General features: G+C 44.0%; 23 protein-coding genes. All 23 read left to right on the top strand.

Annotated elements, in window-relative coordinates:
• The first annotated feature begins 18 nt into the window (after positions 1 to 18).
• Positions 19 to 819: a flagellar basal body rod protein FlgG gene (gene flgG / locus HMPREF0083_RS11355; RefSeq protein WP_040302427.1), complete on the top strand. Its 801-nt coding sequence runs from the start codon at positions 19 to 21 to the stop codon at positions 817 to 819.
• Positions 820 to 1151: 332 nt separating this feature from the next.
• Positions 1152 to 1391 (top strand): flagellar FlbD family protein, encoded by a 240-nt coding sequence (locus HMPREF0083_RS11360; protein ID WP_021621502.1) that lies wholly within the window; start codon positions 1152 to 1154, stop codon positions 1389 to 1391.
• Positions 1384 to 1842: a flagellar basal body-associated FliL family protein gene (locus tag HMPREF0083_RS11365; protein WP_021621503.1), complete on the top strand. Its 459-nt coding sequence runs from the start codon at positions 1384 to 1386 to the stop codon at positions 1840 to 1842. The genes HMPREF0083_RS11360 and HMPREF0083_RS11365 overlap by 8 nt, the downstream gene beginning before the upstream one ends.
• Positions 1843 to 1892: 50 nt before the next feature.
• Positions 1893 to 2888, top strand: coding sequence for a flagellar motor switch protein FliM (gene fliM, locus HMPREF0083_RS11370; protein WP_021621504.1), 996 nt, complete (start codon positions 1893 to 1895; stop codon positions 2886 to 2888).
• Complete coding sequence (gene fliY, locus HMPREF0083_RS11375) at positions 2881 to 4191, top strand: flagellar motor switch phosphatase FliY (protein WP_021621505.1); 1311 nt, start codon at positions 2881 to 2883, stop codon at positions 4189 to 4191. The genes fliM and fliY overlap by 8 nt, the downstream gene beginning before the upstream one ends.
• Before the next feature lie 27 nt (positions 4192 to 4218).
• Positions 4219 to 4581 carry a response regulator gene (locus tag HMPREF0083_RS11380; protein WP_021621506.1) on the top strand — a complete coding sequence of 121 codons (363 nt, stop codon included), beginning with the start codon at positions 4219 to 4221 and terminating at the stop codon, positions 4579 to 4581.
• Positions 4582 to 4640: 59 nt separating this feature from the next.
• Positions 4641 to 5252 carry a flagellar biosynthetic protein FliO gene (locus HMPREF0083_RS11385; RefSeq protein ID WP_021621507.1) on the top strand — a complete coding sequence of 204 codons (612 nt, stop codon included), beginning with the start codon at positions 4641 to 4643 and terminating at the stop codon, positions 5250 to 5252.
• Positions 5249 to 6004, top strand: coding sequence for a flagellar type III secretion system pore protein FliP (gene fliP, locus HMPREF0083_RS11390; RefSeq protein ID WP_021621508.1), 756 nt, complete (start codon positions 5249 to 5251; stop codon positions 6002 to 6004). Before HMPREF0083_RS11385 ends, fliP begins: the two co-directional genes overlap by 4 nt.
• Positions 6005 to 6015: 11 nt before the next feature.
• Entirely contained in the window at positions 6016 to 6285 is a 270-nt protein-coding gene (gene fliQ / locus HMPREF0083_RS11395; RefSeq protein WP_021621509.1) for a flagellar biosynthesis protein FliQ, read from the top strand.
• A 4-nt stretch (positions 6286 to 6289) separates the two neighbouring features.
• Positions 6290 to 7072, top strand: coding sequence for a flagellar biosynthetic protein FliR (fliR, locus tag HMPREF0083_RS11400; RefSeq protein WP_021621510.1), 783 nt, complete (start codon positions 6290 to 6292; stop codon positions 7070 to 7072).
• Entirely contained in the window at positions 7069 to 8157 is a 1089-nt protein-coding gene (gene flhB, locus HMPREF0083_RS11405; RefSeq protein ID WP_021621511.1) for a flagellar biosynthesis protein FlhB, read from the top strand. The genes fliR and flhB overlap by 4 nt, the downstream gene beginning before the upstream one ends.
• Before the next feature lie 27 nt (positions 8158 to 8184).
• The gene (gene flhA / locus HMPREF0083_RS11410) at positions 8185 to 10218 is read left to right on the top strand and encodes a flagellar biosynthesis protein FlhA (RefSeq protein ID WP_040302428.1); all 2034 of its coding nucleotides are present in this window, start codon (positions 8185 to 8187) and stop codon (positions 10216 to 10218) included.
• Positions 10218 to 11417: a flagellar biosynthesis GTPase FlhF gene (gene flhF, locus HMPREF0083_RS11415; RefSeq protein ID WP_021621513.1), complete on the top strand. Its 1200-nt coding sequence runs from the start codon at positions 10218 to 10220 to the stop codon at positions 11415 to 11417. Before flhA ends, flhF begins: the two co-directional genes overlap by 1 nt.
• The gene (locus HMPREF0083_RS11420) at positions 11414 to 12295 is read left to right on the top strand and encodes a MinD/ParA family protein (RefSeq protein ID WP_021621514.1); all 882 of its coding nucleotides are present in this window, start codon (positions 11414 to 11416) and stop codon (positions 12293 to 12295) included. The genes flhF and HMPREF0083_RS11420 overlap by 4 nt, the downstream gene beginning before the upstream one ends.
• A gap of 21 nt (positions 12296 to 12316) precedes the next feature.
• Entirely contained in the window at positions 12317 to 13456 is a 1140-nt protein-coding gene (locus tag HMPREF0083_RS11425) for a protein-glutamate methylesterase/protein-glutamine glutaminase (protein ID WP_021621515.1), read from the top strand.
• A gap of 15 nt (positions 13457 to 13471) precedes the next feature.
• The gene (locus tag HMPREF0083_RS11430; protein WP_021621516.1) at positions 13472 to 15562 is read left to right on the top strand and encodes a chemotaxis protein CheA; all 2091 of its coding nucleotides are present in this window, start codon (positions 13472 to 13474) and stop codon (positions 15560 to 15562) included.
• A 14-nt stretch (positions 15563 to 15576) separates the two neighbouring features.
• Positions 15577 to 16053, top strand: a complete 477-nt coding sequence (locus HMPREF0083_RS11435; protein ID WP_021621517.1) for a chemotaxis protein CheW — start codon at positions 15577 to 15579, stop codon at positions 16051 to 16053.
• 3 nt (positions 16054 to 16056) lie between these two features.
• A complete protein-coding gene (locus tag HMPREF0083_RS11440; RefSeq protein WP_021621518.1) occupies positions 16057 to 16674 on the top strand; it encodes a chemotaxis protein CheC in 618 nt (205 codons plus the stop codon).
• Positions 16671 to 17153 carry a chemotaxis protein CheD gene (locus HMPREF0083_RS11445; RefSeq protein WP_021621519.1) on the top strand — a complete coding sequence of 161 codons (483 nt, stop codon included), beginning with the start codon at positions 16671 to 16673 and terminating at the stop codon, positions 17151 to 17153. Before HMPREF0083_RS11440 ends, HMPREF0083_RS11445 begins: the two co-directional genes overlap by 4 nt.
• Before the next feature lies 1 nt (position 17154).
• Positions 17155 to 17571 (top strand): hypothetical protein, encoded by a 417-nt coding sequence (locus HMPREF0083_RS26380; protein ID WP_021621520.1) that lies wholly within the window; start codon positions 17155 to 17157, stop codon positions 17569 to 17571.
• Between the two features lie 17 nt (positions 17572 to 17588).
• Positions 17589 to 18377 carry a FliA/WhiG family RNA polymerase sigma factor gene (locus HMPREF0083_RS11455; protein WP_021621521.1) on the top strand — a complete coding sequence of 263 codons (789 nt, stop codon included), beginning with the start codon at positions 17589 to 17591 and terminating at the stop codon, positions 18375 to 18377.
• 21 nt (positions 18378 to 18398) lie between these two features.
• Positions 18399 to 19829, top strand: coding sequence for a DUF342 domain-containing protein (locus HMPREF0083_RS11460; protein ID WP_021621522.1), 1431 nt, complete (start codon positions 18399 to 18401; stop codon positions 19827 to 19829).
• Positions 19830 to 19852: 23 nt separating this feature from the next.
• Complete coding sequence (locus HMPREF0083_RS11465; protein ID WP_021621523.1) at positions 19853 to 20176, top strand: hypothetical protein; 324 nt, start codon at positions 19853 to 19855, stop codon at positions 20174 to 20176.
• Positions 20177 to 20202: the final 26 nt, after the last annotated feature.

Genomic DNA, 20202 nt, shown 5'->3' on the forward strand with positions numbered 1-20202 from the left:
AATAAGGGGGAAAATGAAATGTTACGTTCCATGTATTCAGGTATTGGCGGTTTGCGAGGCTTTCAGACGAAATTAGATGTGATTGGTAACAATATTGCTAATGTAAACACGACTGGCTTCAAGAAAAGCCGGGTGACGTTTCAGGATATTTTCAGTCAGACGATGTCGGGAGGAAGTGCTGCGCAAGATAAGGCCGGCGGAACGAATGCTAAGCAAGTGGGCCTTGGATCAACTATTGCAACCATTGATACGATCCACAAGGGAGGAAACCTACAGATGACGACCAAGCCGTCTGATGTGGGGATTGAAGGAAATGGCTATTTTATAGTACAGGATGCCTCAGGAGAATCATTTTTAACTCGTGATGGTAATTTCCATTTTGATAATAAAGGAAATCTGGTCACTGCTAATGGAATGTTCGTGCTTGGTAGTGATAGTAAACCAATCAAGATACCTACAGATAACAAAGAGTACTCAATCGGAGTAGATGGAAAAATTACTTATACAGACAAGGATGGGAAGGTAGTAGAAGATGGTCCTATCATCGGCTTGGCCATGGTAGCAAATCCAGATGGGCTGGAGAAAAAGGGGATGAATACGTATAAATATAATTCACCAGCTGCCGGGACCCCGACCGTTGGAAAACCAAACTCAGGGGCATTTGGTCTTCTTCGAGGTAGCTCGCTTGAAATGTCCAACGTTGACCTGTCTGAGGAATTTACCGAAATGATTGTCGCACAGCGTGGCTTCCAGGCAAACTCTCGCATCATCACGACATCTGATTCGATTCTTGAAGAACTGGTAAATCTGAAACGCTAGAGTTATATCAATTACACTTGGTATGTTGACATCTGCAAGATGATTGAACATAAGAAAATAAATAGGAAAAAGGAGAAAATAATGGACATGTTTTTTCCAAATTTTGATTTTCTCTTTCCTTTCCTACCTCCTGCCACAAAAGCATATTGATATATTAAAAAGGTATAGAAGGGGAGGAATTGCTCCTCCCCTACTTTCTTCCGAACGCATAACTTGAAAAGCTTGTGGAGCATGTGCCAAACGTTGCTTTTTCTCTGTGGAGCGTGTGGCACGACGGGAGAAAAAGACCGAGCGGCAATGCCCGCAAGTTTTTCTTAAATGGAGGGATATAAATGGTTCGCCTGACTCGCTTAAACGGAAAAGAATACGTGGTGAACGCCCTGCTTATCGAGAGTCTTGAAGCCACTCCTGACACTATGATCACGCTTGTCAACGGAAAGAAATTTGTCATCAAGGAATCAATTGCCGAGGTGCTTTCCGCTCTCAAGGAATTTTACAAAGAAATCAACGCGGTAAAAATTTCCGCGATGCAAGATAGAGAGATAAAAAACGGAGGGGTGGAGGATGTTTAAAAACCGATTGGTGAATATTGTACTTATTCTTCTTATGGCTATTACTTTAATCGGCGTTGTTATATTCGTCATATGGCAGTCGTATTTAAAGCCTGCCGATCCTGTTGCTGTCAACGGCCAACAGGTTGAAAGAAAGGTAAGCGCTGAGGAGCTCGAGAAAGTAACGGTAGAAACGGATGAAATCCGCACGAATTTGCTGACCGGAGATTTAATTCTGGCCAAATTCGCTATCCAGGCGGAGAATGAGAAGGTAAAGAAGGAGCTTGAGCTACGCAAGCCACAAGTCATACATACTGTTATTAAAACTCTATCTGCTATGAAGCCGGAAGAAGTTCAAGGGCCAAAGGGGATGGAAAAAGTAGAAGCTGCAATAAAAACGGAGCTAAATAAATTGCTCGAAAAAGGAAAAATAGTCGATGTCATTACCACACATAAAATCGTCGACATATAAAATATAGCATATATATTTATTGCAAAGTCCAGGATAAGGGGGTGACACTTATGACAGAGGTATTATCACAGGCGGAAATAGACGCCTTGCTGGACGCAATTTCCTCTGGCGAGATGAACGCGGAAGAACTGAAGAAAGAAGAGATGGAGAGAAAAGTAAAGTCGTACGATTTCAAGCGTGCACTGCGCTTTTCCAAGGACCAGATTCGTACGTTAACCCGCATCCATGAGAATTATGCCAGATTGCTGACAACGTACTTTTCGGCTCAGTTGCGTACATTTGTCCAAATAAGTGTTGCATCTGTTGATCAGCTTCCTTACGAAGAGTTTATCCGTTCCATTCCGAAAATGACCATTCTTAACATTTTTGAAGCTGAACCGCTGGAAGGCAGAATGGTAATGGAAATCAATCCGAACATTGCCTATGCGATGCTTGAACGTTTGCTGGGCGGCCAGGGGGTAGCTCCGAATAAAATCGGTTCTCTTACCGAAATCGAAACGACCATCATGGAACGAATTTTTAGCCGGGCATTATACAATTTTGCAGAAGCGTGGAAGACTGTTATCGAAATTGAGCCGGAATTGGATCTGCTGGAAGTAAACCCGCAATTTATGCAGATTGTTTCTCCGAATGAAACCGTTGCGGTTATCTCGTTCAGCACGAAAATCGGCGAAACGACGGGAATGATTAATCTGTGTCTTCCGCATGTTGTGCTTGAGCCGCTGATGGTAAAATTGTCCGCTCATTATTGGCTGTCCACACAGAAAAAAGTGCGCAATGAGCGTGAAATGCAAATTATCGAGGAGAGGGTTCGCACAGCGAAGCTTCCGTTGATTGCAGAGCTTGGCACTTCCGTTATTTCCGTAGGCGAATTTTTGCACTTAGCTGTAGGCGATGTCATTCAGTTGGATCAGCGTTCAGAGGATATGGTAAAGGTACGGGTCGGGCAGAAAACGAAATATCTTGCACGTCCAGGTACATCAAGAGGTCGAGCAGCTATATCGATTGAACACGTATTGGAGGAAGAGGTGGAAGAGGATGAGTAAGGAGATGTTATCGCAGGAAGAAATTGATGCATTGCTGCGACAAAATGACTTAGAGGATGACTTGGATGAGGAAAGTAGCAAAAGTAATCCTACTATCGATGAGTATCTTTCTCCGCTGGAGCAGGATGCGCTCGGCGAGATTGGAAATATAACGTTTGGCAGCGCCGCAACCGCTCTGTCCAGCTTGCTTGGACAAGTGACGGATATTACAACGCCAAAGGTGGGGGTTATCCGTCGTGAAGAAGTACAAGACCAGTTTCCACACCCGTATGTAGCGGTGCATGTAGAATATACAGAAGGGTTTCAGGGCATCAATCTGCTCGTAATACGGAAGGAAGATGCGCAGATTATTGCGGACTTGATGATGGGAGGAGACGGTAGTGCGCCTCCAGATGACTTATCAGAAATTCATCTGAGTGCTGTACAGGAAGCGATGAACCAGATGATGGGTTCGGCGGCTACATCTATGTCTACTATTTTCAATAAGCTAGTAAATATTTCTCCACCTGGCATCGATATGATGGACTTGAAGCAGGGACAGGGTGTTGAGAATATTCCGCAAGATGATATTTTAGTAAAAGTATCATTTCGTTTGAAAGTTGGAAGTTTAATTGATTCGAATATTATGCAGCTTATTCCTATACCGTTTGCGCGTTCTCTTGTAGCTAGTCTTCTTGGAAGTATGACAGAAGAGGAACCTGCTGCAGCACCTGAGGCAACTCCGCAGACAAATGCTATGCCTGAGCCTGCCTATACGGCTGCGGAGAATAGTGCTGTACCATCTGGACAGGGAACGGAGTCACCATATCCGCAGCAGCCGATGTATCAACAGCCGCCAGGATATCCGGGAGGTATGCCGCCATATCCGCAGCAGCCGATGTATCAACAGCCGCCGGGATATCCGGGATATCCACAACAGCCAATGTATCAGCAGCCTTATCAAGCGCCACAGCAACCGGTTTATAATGAACATCAGCCGCCAACCAACGTACAGCCGGTTCAATTCTCTGCGTTTGATGCGAACGCTGTACCACAGGGGAATCCACAAAATTTGGGGATGCTTTTAGACATTCCGCTTAAGGTAACAGTAGAATTAGGCCGTACGAAAAAACAAATCAAGGATATTCTTGATTTGTCGCCTGGGTCCATTCTTGAATTAGATAAATTAGCCGGAGAGCCGGTTGATATACTTGTTAATAACAAGCTGATTGCCAAAGGTGAAGTTGTTGTTATTGATGAGAATTTCGGTGTTCGTGTTACCGATATTCTTAGCCAATGGGATCGGATTCAGAAACTACAGTAAAAAGCTATCAATTAAGGGGGAAATCAGATGAGCAACAGAGTACTTATCGTAGATGACGCAGCGTTCATGAGAATGATGATTAAAGAAATCCTTTCAAAAAATGGCTATGATGTGGTAGGGGAAGCGAGTGATGGAGCACAGGCTATCGAAAAATATCAGGAGCTGACCCCGGATCTGGTAACGATGGATATTACGATGCCTGAGATGGACGGAATTACCGCTTTAAAAGAAATCAAAAAAATAAATCCGTCTGCCAAAGTCATTATGTGTTCGGCAATGGGACAGCAGGCAATGGTCATTGACGCCATTCAGGCAGGTGCGAAAGATTTTATTGTAAAACCGTTTCAAGCGGACCGTGTTATTGAAGCCATTAAGAAGACGCTTGGCTAAAGGAGAAGCACGAAGAACGCTATCGGACAGGGAGCAGTTCAAGGGAAAGGGTTTTTGCAATGAGAAAAGGAAACATCCGAACGATTGGCGTTTTTGCTTCATTTTTGCTAGTGAGCCAGCATGCCAAATTGGCGATGGCTAGTGTACCTGCTCCGAGCGAGTTACCATCTAAGGAAGTTGAACTAGCGTCGCAAACGCCGTCCATGTTGCCGCTGTTACTGCAGACGGTATTTGCTCTCGCTTTGATTGTAGCGATTATTTATTTTTTGCTGCGTTTTGTAGGCAGACGTTCACAAACTTTTTTTGGTAGAACGGGTATTCGTACATTAGGCGGCTGTTCATTAGGTCCGCAAAAATCGCTGCAGATTGTTCAAATTGGTTCTGCGCTCTATATTGTCGGAGTCGGGGAGAATATTACATTGTTGCGCTGTATTGATTCTGCGGAAGAAGTCGGCGAATTGCTTGATACGTTGGAAGCGAAATCCGAGTCTTTTGGCATGACTCCCTTATCGTTTGGAGAGTGGATAAGCCGCCTCATGAAAAAGGAGAAACCAGGCAAGGAAGAAGACTTGACTGCCGCTTTTCAAATGAAAATGGAAGAAGCGCGCAAACGACGACAAAGCATGGAGAAAGAACTGTTTACGGACGGAGAGAAGGAAGACGAGAAATGAAACGGTTATATATACTACTGGGTGTGCTCTTGTGCTCATCGGTGCTTCTGCCTGGACAAAGCTTCGCTGCGCAGGTGCCGATACCAGGCTTGGATATTAATATAGGCACATCGAACAAACCGGAGGATGTTTCGCTTACATTGCAGCTCCTGCTTTTGTTTACCGTTTTGTCGCTGGCGCCTTCCATTTTAATTATGATGACGTGTTTCGCACGCATCGTCATCGTGCTTTCTTTTACGCGGACAGCCTTATCTACGCAGCAGGCGCCACCTACTCAAGTGCTGATAGGATTAGCTTTGTTTTTAACTTTTTTTATTATGGCACCAACGTTCTCCGAGGTGAACAGCCAGGCGTTGCAGCCGTACTTTAAAAAGCAGATTACACAGGAGCAGGCTGTGGAGAAAGCCGTATTGCCGTTTAAAAATTTTATGGTTAAGCACACGAGAGGAAAAGACTTGAACCTGTTTCTTGAATATTCGAAGGCGCCGAAACCGAAAACGGTAAAGGATATTCCGCTTACCGCTCTTGTACCGGCGTATGCGATTAGCGAATTAAAAACCGCGTTGCAAATCGGATTCATGATTTTTATTCCCTTTCTCGTTATCGATATGGTTGTGGCAAGCGTACTGATGGCGATGGGAATGATGATGCTGCCGCCTGTTATGATTTCCCTTCCGTTTAAAATTTTGCTATTCATTCTGGTAGACGGCTGGTATCTTGTCGTTAAGTCGCTGTTACTAAGCTTTCAATGAGGTGAGAAGGGGTGTCGCAGGAATTTATCATTTCGCTTGCACAGCAAGCCGTATTCGTCGTACTGCTAACAAGCGCGCCACTGGTTGGTATTGCACTAATTGCCGGGTTGATTGTGAGTATTTTTCAGGCTACAACATCCATTCAGGAAGCGACGCTTGCGTTTGTACCGAAAATCGTTGCTACGCTTTTGGCGCTCGTTATTTTTGGCCCCTGGATGCTTAGCCATATGCTAGAGTTTACTTCTAATATTTTAAGCAATCTTTATAAATTTATAGGATAATCGCATGACACAGTTACTGGAGATCTTGCCGGCTTTCTTGCTTGTGTTTATTCGAATCACTGCTTTTTTTGTATCTGCGCCTATTTTTTCGATACGAAATATTCCGGCGCCATTTAAGATTGGCCTGTCCTTTTTCATCGCTTTTATCGCATTTCCTTTGTTGAAGGCGGACAGTGTGGTTGCACTCGACTGGAACTACGTATACTTGGCGATAAAGGAAGTGCTTATCGGATTGCTGCTTGGCTTTCTTGCTACATTGTTTTTGGCGGCAATTCAAGTAGCAGGCTCATTTATCGATATGATGCTTGGCTTGGCGATGGCCGCCGTGTTTGATCCGATTACGGGTGCGCAGACCCCGCTTATGGGGAATTTTAAATACATGCTCACCATGCTATTCATTTTATCGGCGAACGGTCATCATTTATTAATCAAAGGAATACTGGCAAGCTATCAGGTTGTACCGCTTGACCGCTGGCTGAACGGGATTGGGAACGGACAACTGAGTTCCTTTATTATAGAGAAGTTTTCTTATATGTTTATGTCCGGTATGCTGCTTGCAGCGCCGCTGGTCAGTTCGTTATTTGTAATAGATATTGCCCTTGGAATTGTAGCTAAAACGGTGCCGCAGATGAATATTTTTGTTGTCGGTATGCCAGCTAAAATTCTTGCCGGCTTTCTTGTTCTTATGATTGTATTTCCAGGGTACTTTTTTGTTATGAGCCGTCTGCTTGAGGTGCTGTTCACCTCAATGGAGCGCATGATAGAAATAATGGGGGCAGTGCCATGAATCGCGTGCGTTTTCACGTTGATTTGCAATTTTTTGCCGGAGAAAAAACGGAAAAAGCAACGCCACGAAAAAGGCAGAAGGCAAGAGAAGATGGGCAAGTGGCAAAAAGTCAGGAAGTGGCTGCGGCACTTATCCTTTTGGTCATCTTTTTGTTTTTACTTTTTATGGGCAAAAATATGGGTGAGCGCCTTTACCAGTTTTTTCAATCGTTTTTTAATCGTCACTTATTAATGGAACTGACAGAAGAAACGACGGAAACGTTAATGATAGAGATGGCATATCAAGCGGCTATGCTCATATGGCCTATTTTTTTGATTGCTGTCGTTGTTGGTTTTTTTGCCAACTATATTCAGTTTGGTCTTCTATTTACTACGAAGCCCCTCGTATTTAAACTTGATAGACTTGACCCAATTAAAGGCGCGAAAAAAATTTTTTCCTTGCAGGCGCTCGTTAATCTTGTTAAATCTATCCTTAAGGTGACGTTTATCGGGACAGCGGTATGGCTGATATTATGGAACGGAAAAGATGACTTGCTGACGCTCGCGACGAAATCTATCGGGGATATGCTGATTGTCATAGGAAAATTGACGCTGCAAATGGGTTTTACTGTCGCCATTCTGCTCGTTATAATCGCTATTTTTGATTATATGTATCAGCGTTTCCAGCATGAGAAACAGCTGCGCATGTCCAAGCAGGATATTAAGGATGAGTACAAGATGATGGAAGGCGATCCGCAAATTAAAGGGAAAATCAAGCAGAAGCAGCGCGAAATGGCGATGCATCGCATGATGCAGGAAGTACCAAATGCGGATGTGGTCATTACCAACCCGACGCACTTTGCGATTGCCGTCAAATATGACGGTGAAACGATGCAAGCACCTATGGTTATTGCAAAAGGTCAGGATTTTATTGCGTTAAAGATTAAAGAAATTGCTCATGAAAATGAGATTATTACGGTAGAGAATAAACCGCTGGCACGTATGCTGTTTGCACAGGTTGAAATTAACCAGCAAATTCCAGAAGATTTGTTTCAGGCGGTAGCTGAAGTGCTAGCGTATGTTTATAAATTAAAAGGAAAAATTTAATCGCTGAGTATGAAGGGGGGAAAACAAATGAATCGTAAAGATCTAGTTATTATGGGATTTGTAATTTGTATTGTTGTCATGCTTGTCATTCCCATGCCCAATCCCCTTCTTGACGTTCTTTTGATTATTAATATATCGCTGTCACTTACTATTTTGCTGGTAGCGATGAATACAAATGATCCTTCGCAGTTCTCGATTTTTCCGTCGTTGCTTTTGATTACGACGCTGTTTCGCCTGGCGTTGAATGTATCATCAACGAGGAACATTCTGTCACATGGAGAAGCGGGAAAAGTTATTGAATCATTCGGTTCGTTTGTAATTGGCGGCAATGCGATTGTTGGCTTTGTTGTTTTCTTGATTTTGACTTTGATCAACTTTTTGGTTATTACAAAAGGTTCGGAGCGTGTGGCTGAGGTGGCTGCCCGGTTTGCGCTTGATGCCATGCCGGGGAAACAGATGGCAATTGATGCTGATTTGAACGCAGGTGCCATTTCCGACGCGGAAGCACAGCAGCGCCGGAAGAAAATCAGTCAGGAGTCCGAGTTTTTTGGCGCCATGGATGGTGCAACCAAGTTTGTAAAAGGTGACGCCATTGCGGGTATTGTTATTTTTATTATTAATATTATTGGCGGTCTTATTATCGGAATGGTTGTTCATGGGATGGACTTCGCGGAAGCGGCCAAAACGTTTACGTTATTGTCTGTAGGTGACGGACTCGTGAGCCAAGTGCCAGCGCTCCTATTGTCTACGGCAACAGGACTTATTGTTACCCGCTCCGCTTCTGAAGATAACATCGGTGATGATCTTGTTAAACAAATGATGGCATATCCTCGTCTTTTCTATGTTGTGGCGGGTACTATTGCTTTGATGGGAATCTTTACGCCAATCGGCCCTCTTTCTACTTTTCCGGTTGCCGGAGTGCTTGCTTTTGGAGGATTTAAATTACAGCGAACAATGAGAACGAAAGAAGTTGAACTTGAAACTTCCCCTGAAGAAGCGGAGATGGAGGAAGTTCGTAGCCCGGAAAGCGTAGTCAGTCTGTTACACATTGATCCAATCGAGTTTGAATTCGGCTACGGGCTCATTCCATTGGCAGACGCAAACCAGGGAGGCGATCTTCTTGATCGGGTCATTATGATTCGCCGTCAGTGTGCAATCGAGCTTGGTATTGTTGTACCGGTTATTCGGATTCGTGATAACATTCAACTGCGTCCGAATGAATATGTGATTAAGATAAAAGGCAATCAGGTGGCACAAGGCGAGATTATGCTTGATCACTATCTGGCGATGAGTCCAGGCATAGATGACGAATCCGTTGTCGGGATCGATACGGTAGAGCCTGCCTTTGGTCTTCCGGCTCTCTGGGTGACGGAAGAAGTAAAAGAACGGGCAGAAATGGCAGGATACACGGTAGTGGATCCGCCTTCCGTTGTAGCGACCCATTTGACCGAGATTATTAAACGGTATGCGCATGAACTGCTCAACCGTCAGGAAACCAAGTCGCTTATCGATAATGTTCGTGAAACCTCTCCTGCATTAGTAGAAGAATTAGTACCAAATGTATTAAGTGTCGGGGATATACAAAAAGTACTGCAAAAATTGCTGCGGGAGAAAATTTCGGTTCGAAATCTCCCTACTATCCTGGAAACGCTAGCGGACTATGGCCCTTATACGAAGGATACAGATTTGCTGGCCGAATATGTACGCCAATCGCTATCAAGACAGATTACGCTGCAGTTTGTGGCGCCAGGTGAGCCGCTGCAGGTAATTACAGCGGGACCAAGCCTTGAAAAAACAATTTCCGACTCGATTCAACAGACAGAGCAGGGCAATTATATGGCCATTGACCCTGATACGTCACAGCGGATTTTCGCCGCGCTTTCTGAACAAGTCAATCGCATGCTACAGATGGGACAACAGCCGATTATTTTAACTTCACCGGCCATTCGTATGTATATGCGCCAGTTGGTCGAGAGAATGATGCCGGAAATCCCTGTATTGTCCTATAACGAATTGGAGCCTGAAATTGAAATTCAAAGCGTAGGGGTGGTGAGCATCTAATGCGTGTAAAAAAGTATATCGTCGATTCCATGTCAGATGCCCTTCAACAGATTCGAACCGATTTGGGGAAGGATGCCATTATTTTAAATACAAAGCCCATCAAGACTGGTGGGTTTTTAGGCATGTTCTGTAAAAAGAAAATTGAAGTCATTGCCGCTATTGATCCGAATGAATCCAAAGAGAAGGAAACTGTAAAAAACATACCGCAGTCCCCCGCTTCATTTGTCGCACCTTCTACACAGCCTGCACCTACATTTTCCAATGTTTTGCAGACAGTTGCACTGCAAACAGGGTCCGCGCAGCGAGAAGAGAAAGTAGAGAGTGGCTCTGTTTCAAAAGAATTGGAAGAAATGCGGGGGATGCTGTGGAAGCTTATGATGGCAGATGATAAAAATACGTCATTGCCTGAAGCGTTTATTCCATTGCGTAAACGTCTGCAAAGTCAGGGAATAGAAGAAGACGTTCTCGCATCCCTATTCGAAAGAATGCTGAAAGAACTATCCCCAGAAGAGATGCAGGACGACGAGAAGGTTAGGCAAAAAGCAAAGGAAATAATAGTGACTATGCTAAGGGAAGCTTCCGGAAAGCATGGTCCCCTGCAACCGGATATGTCACTTGTAACCTTCATTGGACCGACGGGGGTTGGAAAGACAACCACACTTGCTAAGCTGGCGGCGGAAAGTACACTGGCAAGGCAGAAAAAAGTCGGCATGATAACATCAGATACGTATCGGATTGCCGCTGTAGAACAGTTAAAAACGTACGCTAACATTTTAAATGTTCCACTGAAAATCGTTTATTCCGCAGAAGAGCTTGTACCTACGCTGGAACGACTCACAGGGTGCGATATGATCTTCATGGATACTGCCGGGAGAAACTACCGTAACAAAGAGTATGTGGAGGAGATTAATAGATTGCTCCGTTCTCCATTACCGAATGAGACGTTTCTCGTGTTAAGCCTGACTGCAAAGCAGGAAGATCTGGAAGCGATTATAGAAAGCTTTAAAGGTGTCCGTATTGACAAAGTAATTTTTACGAAAACGGATGAAACAAGTACATATGGTTCTATTTTTAATCTGATCATTAAATATAAACTTGCGCTTTCGTATATTACAACAGGGCAAAATGTACCTGATGATATTGAACCAGCTAATCCGGAAACAGTGGCAGAGCTGATTTTGGGAGAGATTCGCGAATGAACGATCAAGCGCAGCGTCTAAGAGAAAAGCTCGGGAAACTGCCAGTAGGCAATAATCGTTCGGATGAAGATGCTGGCAGAACAAGAGTCATCGCCGTGACAAGCGGAAAAGGCGGGGTAGGCAAATCGAATTTTTCATTGAACTTTGCATTGTGCTTACAACAAAAAGGGCATCGTGTTGTATTGTTTGATTTGGATGTTGGTTTTGCGAACATTGATGTGCTGATGGGCATTTCTGCTAAAAAAAATATTGTTGATCTCATAGACAAGAGACTTGCAATCTGGGATATTATTGAAAAGGGGCCTAATGACCTAGAATTTGTAGCAGGAGGCTCCGGTCTGTCACAGATTTTTGAACTAGATGAAGTAAAGCTACATTATTTTTTCGAACAGCTGGCCCAATTGCAAGGATATGCTGATACAATTATCTTAGACACCGGAGCTGGTATGTCCAAAGACATGCTTCGTTTTCTCCTTTCAGCTAATGAAATCATACTAGTCACAACCCCTGAGCCTACTTCGTTAACGGATGCATATGCATTAGTTAAAATGGCGCACAATCAAAAGCCTGATATCCAAATTAACGTAGTAGTAAATCGTGTAACAAATGAAAAGGAAGGGAGAGTTACCGGTGAAAAGTTGCTGCTTGTTGCCCATAAGTTTCTAAATTTGGACATGAATCTGCTTGGGTTCGTGCATGACGATGTTCATGTGTCAAAAGCGGTAAAAAAGCAGCATCCTTTTTGTCTCGCTTATCCTGCGAGCAAAGCAGCACATAACTTGAAAAATTTAGTCAGCGTATATCTTTTACAAGGGAAGATGGAAGAGAGTGTTGGAATTAAAGGTTTTCTTTCACGTTTGCGTACGTTTTGGAAATAAAGTGGGAAGGGGAATAGCAAAATGCAGCCTATTCGGGTAGTAGTCATTGATGATTCGGCATTTATGAGAAAGGTAATAGGCGATTTGCTTGAACAAGACCCTGGCATTCAAGTGGTAGCCAAAGGCAGAAATGGTTCGGAAGCAATGGGACTCATAAAAAAATGGTCGCCCGATGTTGTAACACTGGATGTAGAAATGCCTGTTATGAATGGGTTGGAGGCATTGGCAACCATTATGAAAGAAGCTCCCCTTCCGGTCGTCATGTTGAGCAGCCTAACGAAGCAAGGGGCGAATGAAACGATTCTCGCACTTGAGATGGGTGCTGTTGATTTTATTCCCAAGCCTTCTGGAGCGATTTCACTTGATCTTCCGACCATAGGTACAGAAATTGTACAGAAGGTGAAAGCAGCTGCCCATATAAAAGTGTCCCGTCTTCTTCAAATCGAAGAAAAAATAAAAAGTATTCACAGCAATTGGATTGGTGCTGACAAGAGCCCTCTGTCTTATACGGTAGCAGGAAAAAAAGCAACGAATGAAATACAGGCGGGAGAGAGGTCAGACCGATTATTGCGAAAAGGAAAGATAGAAAATTTGATAGCGGTCGGGACTTCTACAGGTGGGCCTAAAGCACTTCAGGTCCTTCTTAAGGGAATTCCGCAAAATTTTAAGGGCAGCTTGGTTATTGTGCAGCATATGCCACCCGGGTTTACCAAATCGTTGGCCCAGCGTCTGAACTCGCTGTGCGAGATTGAAGTAAGCGAAGCGGAAGATAATCAAGTGCTGCAAGAAGGGCATGCATATATCGCTCCGGGAAACTACCATATGGAGGTAAAGCAGCGGACAGATGGAGAGATGTACATATCACTAAATCAGGCACAGCCTAGAGGAGGACATCGGCCGTCCGTTGATACGCTTTTCGAATCTATTACGCATATTCGTCATCATTCCAAGTATGCCATTATCATGACCGGAATGGGAAACGACGGAACGGCAGGCCTAAAAAAGCTAAAAGAGACAGGGGTTCGCTCCGTCATTGCGGAAGACGAATCTACATGTGTCGTATTCGGTATGCCAAGGGCTGCCATTCAAGCTGGAACAGTAGACATCATAGCACCGCTTCACGAAATCTCTGTCCAGCTTATGCGGTGCTTAAATTGCTAGGGAGGTGGATGATTTATGGAAATGAATCAATATTTAGATATGTTTATCGAGGAGTCGAAAGAGCATATACAGGCCATCAACGATCATTTGCTCGTGCTTGAAAATGATCCTGAGAATGTAAATTTAATTAATGAAATCTTTCGCTCCGCCCACACTTTAAAAGGAATGGCAGCCACAATGGGGTTTGAGGACATGGCGGCGCTTACCCATGAGATGGAGAATGTGCTGGATCAGGCACGTAACCATAAGCTGGTTATCGATACCGATATTATGGATGTTATTTTTAAATGTGTAGACGTATTGGAAACGATGCTATATTCCATTGCAGGTGGCGGTGATGGCAAAGAGGATGTCTCTCATATCGTAGCTGCGCTAAAGGCGATTCTTAAAGGTGAGCTGCCTGTCTCCATTCGTCAGGAAGACGTATCACAGCCCGAATCTGCTTCAGGGAAGGAAACAGCGGCAACAGCTATAGCAGAAACAGCGGAAGATATGAGACCGTACCAGCTTGATGAGTATGAATTTACAGTCATTGAGCAATCCATTGAATCCGGGTACCATGCCTATTGGATAAAAACATCCGTAAAAGATGATTGCGTGTTAAAAGCCGCACGGGCCTATATGGTATACGATAATCTTGAATCGCTTGGTGAAATTATTAAAACGACTCCTTCTGTAGAAGAATTGGAAGAAGAAAAATTTGAAAAGTCATTTGAAATCGTTCTGATTAGTAAAGAGACGGAAGATAAAATAGAAAAAACAGTTATGAACGTTTCGGAAATCGAAGCAGTGGAGGTGCGGGAGATTCAGCCGAATGCCCAGCACACAGCTTCCGTGCAACAGCAGGAGGAGAAGCAGCCAGCAGCTTCAGTTGCACCGACAAAGCAGCCAGCAGCGAAAGGCACTAAAGAGGAAAAAACCGCTGCAAAGGCACCGGTTGCCAAGAAAAGCACGACCAGTAAAACGATTCGTGTTGATATTGAACGTCTTGATGTACTAATGAATCTGTTCAGCGAATTGGTCATCGATCGGGGCCGTCTGGAACAATTAGCCCGCGAATCCGGCCAGAGCGCTCTAATGGAGACGGTTGAGCACATGAGCCGCATCAGTGGAGATTTACAGAATATCATCTTGACGATGCGCATGGTACCTGTAGAGCAGGTATTTAATCGCTTCCCACGCATGGTACGTGATTTGGCGAAAGATTTGAACAAGAAGATCAATCTTGAAATTGTCGGGGCGGATACAGAACTGGATAGGACGGTCATCGATGAAATCGGAGATCCGCTTGTCCACTTACTGCGCAATTCGTTAGACCATGGAGTGGAATCTGCAGAGGAGCGCCGGGCAGCCGGAAAACCAGAAGAAGGCCTGGTACAGTTAAAAGCATACCACAGCGGAAATCATGTATTTATTGAAGTGCGTGATGATGGTAAAGGGATTAACCGTGAAAAGGTGCTTAAGAAAGCGTTGGAACGCGGAATTTTAACAGAACAAACGGCAAGTTCTTTGTCGGATAAGCAAATCTATGAATTGCTGTTTGCTTCAGGTTTAAGTACTGCGGATCAAATCTCTGACGTATCCGGTCGTGGCGTCGGTCTTGACGTAGTGAAGACAAAAATTGAATCGCTCGGCGGCTCATGCAGCGTCGACTCCAACCCTGGAGCAGGCACAACTTTTCTTATTCAGCTTCCGCTGACCTTATCGATTATTTCAGCCATGTTAGTACAGGTAGAAGATGAGAAATTCGCGGTGCCTCTCAGTTCTATTATCGAAACGGCTGTATTCTCGCCTGATGATATCATGCATGCGCATCAGCAAGATGTTATCGATTTCCGAGGACGTATTGTACCGCTCGTTTCTTTGAAATCAATTTTTAATATTCCGGATAGCATAGAGCATAAAGATAATGATATTTCCGTTGTTATTGTCCGCAAGGGTGATAAAATGGCGGGACTTGTTGTAGATTCCTTTATTGGCCAGCAAGAAATCGTGTTGAAATCACTTGGCAAGTATCTGACAAATGTGTTTGCAATTTCAGGGGCTACGATTCTTGGGGATGGTCAGGTTGCACTTATTATAGATTGTAATGCGTTAATTAAATAAAGGAGGCAACAGCCGTGTTAGATCATAAGGATATCGTAGAAGAAATTAAGGTGATTGTGTTTCGTTTAAAGGATGAAGAATACGGCGTAGAAGTCAACCAGGTAAAATCAATTGAACGGCTCGAACATATTACCCGTGTTCCGCGCACGCCACAATTTATTAAAGGGGTTATTAATATGCGCGGCATCGTAACTCCTATTGTGGATTTGCGCCGCCGTTTTGGCATTGAGGAAGCTACATATAACGAAACGACAAGGGTAATCATTGTCGCTATAGGTGAGATTGAGGTTGGATTAATCGTTGATTCAGCAAATGATGTTATCGATATTCCGATAAACGCAATTGAGCCGCCACCGGAAGTCGTAGGAGGAATTGAAGCCGTCTATCTGCGGGGGGTTGCGAAGCTGGATCGCCGTCTGCTTATTCTTCTCAATCTTAATAAAGTATTAAATACGGATGAAATTAAACAGCTAGAAAATATTGAGGCATAGCCAATGAAGTTCGAACACTTTGATGATTTTCAGCTTGATGTCCTGAGGGAAGTCGGAAATATAGGAGCGGGAAACGCAGCCACCGCTCTTTCCAAACTCATTTCTAAAGAAATTGATATGAAAGTTCCTCAAGTTAAAATTATTCCATTTGATGAAATTTCTGATTTTGTGGGCGGGGCGGAGACGCTTGTTGTCTGTGTGTTTTTACGGATGCTTGGCGATATTCCCGGCAACATGTTTTTCATCATTTCCGTAGATTCAGCCAAAAATTTACTTGAGGAATTACTAGGGATGACGGCGCAAGATGCTGAAGTTTTTAATGATATGGAACTATCAGCGCTTAATGAAATAGGGAACATACTAACAGGCTCTTATTTATCTTCATTGGCCGACTTTACAAAGCTGAATATGCAGCCTTCAGTACCAGCCGTTGCTATTGACATGGCAGGCGCGATTTTGTCTTATGGTTTGCTCGAATTTGGTCATAGTGGAGATTTTGCCCTTACGATTGATACCGCCTTTTTTCAAGGAAACGAGAAGATATCGGGACACTTTTTTCTGATTCCTGATCCGGAAGCCTTGTTGCAGCTGTTCCAGGCTTTGGGAGTTCCGTTCAAATGAATGTCATTAAGGTAGGCATGGCGGATCTGAATATCGCAAAATCTCCTGATCGAATCCGAACGACAGGCTTGGGCTCCTGCGTCGGTGTTGTATTGTTTGACAATCAGAATAAAATAGGAGGAATGGCGCACGTAATGCTCCCGGATTCCTCGTTAAGCAAAGGGATGCTGAATACTGCCAAATATGCCAATACAGCGATTCCGAAGCTGATTGAAGATATGGAAAGGGCTGGAGCCAATCGGCGTAAGCTAATCGCAAAGCTTGCAGGTGGAGCGCAAATGTTTGCATTTTCTGTAGCGAGCGATGCCATGCGGATTGGCCCCCGAAATGTAGAAGCATGTAAGTTAGCATTGAATGAAGCGCGTATCCCAATTCTTGCCGAGGATACAGGAGGAAATTGCGGCCGAACTATCGAATTAGACAGCTGTACGGGCATTTTGAATATTCGGACAGTAAACCAAGGGGTAAAGGAATTGTAATATGTGGATAGGCTCAATTAAATGGAACCTCATTGTTGCAGGGATGATTGGTGTTCTAACGTTTGTATTTTCGTTTGTAAATAATTTGTTTTTAGAGAGCCTTTTGCGCTCTCTACTTGCATTTTTGCTATTTTTTACGCTCATGTTTATGTTTCGCTTTCTAGCAGGCAAAGTCATTGGCAGAGAGAACCAGAATATGCTTGCTTCCGAAGATAAAGGCCAGCACATTGACCTGGTAACGCCGGAAGAGTCCGCACAACGGCAGGGCCAAGAAGGGGAAAAAAAAGGAGAGCAGCCACCTTCTGCTGATTTTTCGCAATTTACCCCTTCAGATTTTCCTCATATTGCGCGCGACGGTAAGGACCACATCGACCCGGAAGAAGTCGCGCGGGCTCTGCGTGTATTCTCTAACGAATAGAAGGGAGTGGGCGTACGATGGCGCGGAAACCAAAAAAGCAAATTGATATAGAGAAATGGAAACGCTGGCGAGAGGAGGGAGATCGGCAATCTGAAATTGGACTGATTGAACAGTATTTACCACTTGTTAATTATGTTGCGAACCGATTGGCAATTGGATTGCCTGATATGGTAGACAAAGACGATTTAATTAGCTTTGGAAGACTGGGTTTGCTGGATGCCTTGAAAAAATTTGATTATACCCGGGGCCTTCAATTTGAAACGTATGGAATGTGGAGGATTCGGGGCGCGATGATCGATGGCTTGCGTGAAAATGATGTGCTTCCTCGTTCCATTCGTGACAAAGCAAAAAAAATTGAAGAAGCGTATACACAGCTTGAGCAGCAAAACTTGCGCGCAGCTACGGATGAAGAAGTAAGCAAACATCTCAATATTTCAGTAGCTGAATTAAATCAAACGCTGCAGGATGTAGCGTTTGCTTCTGTATTCTCCCTTGATGAGCCTATTCAAGATGATGAAGACCAGAAGCACTCCCGCCAGGCGGTTATTATGGATGAATACGCTGAAAGGCCTGAGAACGCGTTACATAAAGACCAGCAGAAACAAATTCTTGCCGAGGCGATTGAACGCCTTCCTCCGAAAGAAAGAACCATTGTATCACTATTTTATTATGAGGAATGTTCGCTAACTGAAATCGCTGAAATCATGGGACTGTCAGCCTCGCGTATTTCACAGCTTCATTCCAAAGCGATTTTTCGCATGCGAGGATCGTTGCAACGCGCAAAAGATTACTTATTAAATGAGTAAAATGGGAAAAGAGGGTTGCATATGGAGGGATCCGAATACAACATAGAGAAGGATGCTCCTAAGAAGACGCTGGCCGATATAGTAAGAACCCGGATCGCCAAAGATAAAATGCAGGCGACAATTGAGGTGGTGCTTGACGAAGACATTCTCTTTACATATGAAGAGCTTTTGCATTTTGTAAATGAGAATGGAATAACATTTGGGATTGATGAAGAAATGCTTCGTCAAGTGGCGGCTAGTCCGTACTTATTTGTAAATGAAACGCTTGTAATCGCAAAGGGAATTCCTCCTGTATCAGGACAGGATGGACGTATTGAATTGGCGGTACGGCCTTCTGAAAAAAAAGGGCCACAGGAACGGGAAGATGGAAGTGTCAACTATTATGAGGTCCTTCAATTGCTCAATGTGGTTAAAGGACAATTGCTCGCCAAGAAAATTCCTCCCACTAAGGGAAAGCCGGGAACGAATGTAAGCGGGGAGAGCGTACCGGCGAAAGAGGGCAAAGAAGCACGCTTCCAAATCGGGAAAAATGTATTGTTGGATCAAGAGAAGAATAACGCATATGCTGTGACAGATGGGCAGCTTTCCATTACAGGAAGAGGAAGAATCAATGTGCTGTCTGTTTTCGAAGTAAAAGGTGACGTCGATTTCAGTGTAGGCAATATTGACTTCATCGGAAACGTTGTCATACATGGCAACGTGCACCCTGGTTTCACAATTAAAGCGGGTGGAGACATTAAGATTGCAGGCAGTGTGGAAAGTGCAACTTTAGAAGCGCAAGGCTCGATTGAGATTCGAGGCGGGATTATCGGTCAATTTAAGGGGAGCGTACATGCCGGTACGGATGTGAAAACCGGTTTTATTCAAAATGCTACAGTGAAAGCCGAAAACGATGTGATTGTTTCACAGGTTATTATGCACAGTACCGTTAGTGCAGGAAGAGATATCATCTGCAAAGCTACGAAAGGGCTCATTGTTGGGGGAACGATACAAGCCGGAGAGAAAGTAGTAGCTAAAATTATCGGCAATATGACAAATACCCCTACCAATATTGAAGTAGGAGCAAATCCGCAACTTCGTACAGAAATGCATACCCTTAAAAAAGAAATAAAAGAGTTTGCAGAGTCCATTCACAAATCAGAGCAGGGCCTTCGGTTTATCGATCAGTTAGCAATGCAGGGTAAACTCACTCCCGACAAGCGGGCAATGCGGATTAAATTTACTAATGCTAAGCTATTAGCGGAGAAAAAATACGTGCAGGCAAAACAAAGGATGCAGGAGATCGAAGAGAAGCTGAGCGGGATGGATAAAGTACGGGTTGAATGTTGGGACATAATGTATAGCGGTATTAAGCTCGTATTTGGGAACGAAATTCGCTTTATTAAGGAAAATCACAGCCGTTCAGCATTCATCATGGGAGAAGATGGTCATATCACTTCAACTCTGCTGTAAAGTAAAAGGAAAGGGTGGTCTATATGACATTGCGCGCTCTTGAATTGCAAATCGCTATTCCACGCATGCAGGATATAGGGAAAATACAGGAGCAACTACAGCAAAGACCCCAGCAGGAACAAGCGGGATTGGCCCTTGAACAGCAGGAAAAAGATGAAGTAAACCGAACCCGTATAGCTAAGACGGAAGAAAGCTCACAAAGCCAAATTAACCAGGATGAAAAAGAACAATCTGGTGAACAGGGGACAAATCCAAAAAAGCAGCGACAGAAAAAGTCGCCGTTCACTGAAGCGGAAGCGTCCAATTTGCATCCGTATAAAGGGCATAGCCTGGATATTTCATTATAATATGACAAACAGTGGAACAGTTGGTG

Origin of the sequence: Aneurinibacillus aneurinilyticus ATCC 12856 (assembly GCF_000466385.1) — a bacterium.
Classification (GTDB): Bacteria; Bacillota; Bacilli; order Aneurinibacillales; family Aneurinibacillaceae; genus Aneurinibacillus; species Aneurinibacillus aneurinilyticus.

What these genes read in the sequence shown, in the direction of transcription:
- HMPREF0083_RS26380 (WP_021621520.1), top strand. Translation starts at nt 17,155, where the DNA reads ATGTGGATAGGCTCAATTAAATGGAACCTCATTGTTGCAGGGATGATT.
- flhA (WP_040302428.1), top strand. Translation starts at nt 8,185, where the DNA reads ATGAATCGTAAAGATCTAGTTATTATGGGATTTGTAATTTGTATTGTT.
- fliR (WP_021621510.1), top strand. Translation starts at nt 6,290, where the DNA reads ATGACACAGTTACTGGAGATCTTGCCGGCTTTCTTGCTTGTGTTTATT.
- HMPREF0083_RS11380 (WP_021621506.1), top strand. Translation starts at nt 4,219, where the DNA reads ATGAGCAACAGAGTACTTATCGTAGATGACGCAGCGTTCATGAGAATG.
- HMPREF0083_RS11365 (WP_021621503.1), top strand. Translation starts at nt 1,384, where the DNA reads ATGTTTAAAAACCGATTGGTGAATATTGTACTTATTCTTCTTATGGCT.
- HMPREF0083_RS11465 (WP_021621523.1), top strand. Translation starts at nt 19,853, where the DNA reads ATGACATTGCGCGCTCTTGAATTGCAAATCGCTATTCCACGCATGCAG.
- HMPREF0083_RS11430 (WP_021621516.1), top strand. Translation starts at nt 13,472, where the DNA reads ATGGAAATGAATCAATATTTAGATATGTTTATCGAGGAGTCGAAAGAG.
- HMPREF0083_RS11385 (WP_021621507.1), top strand. Translation starts at nt 4,641, where the DNA reads ATGAGAAAAGGAAACATCCGAACGATTGGCGTTTTTGCTTCATTTTTG.
- HMPREF0083_RS11440 (WP_021621518.1), top strand. Translation starts at nt 16,057, where the DNA reads ATGAAGTTCGAACACTTTGATGATTTTCAGCTTGATGTCCTGAGGGAA.
- HMPREF0083_RS11425 (WP_021621515.1), top strand. Translation starts at nt 12,317, where the DNA reads ATGCAGCCTATTCGGGTAGTAGTCATTGATGATTCGGCATTTATGAGA.
- fliY (WP_021621505.1), top strand. Translation starts at nt 2,881, where the DNA reads ATGAGTAAGGAGATGTTATCGCAGGAAGAAATTGATGCATTGCTGCGA.
- flgG (WP_040302427.1), top strand. Translation starts at nt 19, where the DNA reads ATGTTACGTTCCATGTATTCAGGTATTGGCGGTTTGCGAGGCTTTCAG.
- fliP (WP_021621508.1), top strand. Translation starts at nt 5,249, where the DNA reads ATGAAACGGTTATATATACTACTGGGTGTGCTCTTGTGCTCATCGGTG.
- HMPREF0083_RS11460 (WP_021621522.1), top strand. Translation starts at nt 18,399, where the DNA reads ATGGAGGGATCCGAATACAACATAGAGAAGGATGCTCCTAAGAAGACG.
- flhB (WP_021621511.1), top strand. Translation starts at nt 7,069, where the DNA reads ATGAATCGCGTGCGTTTTCACGTTGATTTGCAATTTTTTGCCGGAGAA.
- HMPREF0083_RS11455 (WP_021621521.1), top strand. Translation starts at nt 17,589, where the DNA reads ATGGCGCGGAAACCAAAAAAGCAAATTGATATAGAGAAATGGAAACGC.
- HMPREF0083_RS11445 (WP_021621519.1), top strand. Translation starts at nt 16,671, where the DNA reads ATGAATGTCATTAAGGTAGGCATGGCGGATCTGAATATCGCAAAATCT.
- HMPREF0083_RS11420 (WP_021621514.1), top strand. Translation starts at nt 11,414, where the DNA reads ATGAACGATCAAGCGCAGCGTCTAAGAGAAAAGCTCGGGAAACTGCCA.
- flhF (WP_021621513.1), top strand. Translation starts at nt 10,218, where the DNA reads ATGCGTGTAAAAAAGTATATCGTCGATTCCATGTCAGATGCCCTTCAA.
- fliM (WP_021621504.1), top strand. Translation starts at nt 1,893, where the DNA reads ATGACAGAGGTATTATCACAGGCGGAAATAGACGCCTTGCTGGACGCA.
- HMPREF0083_RS11360 (WP_021621502.1), top strand. Translation starts at nt 1,152, where the DNA reads ATGGTTCGCCTGACTCGCTTAAACGGAAAAGAATACGTGGTGAACGCC.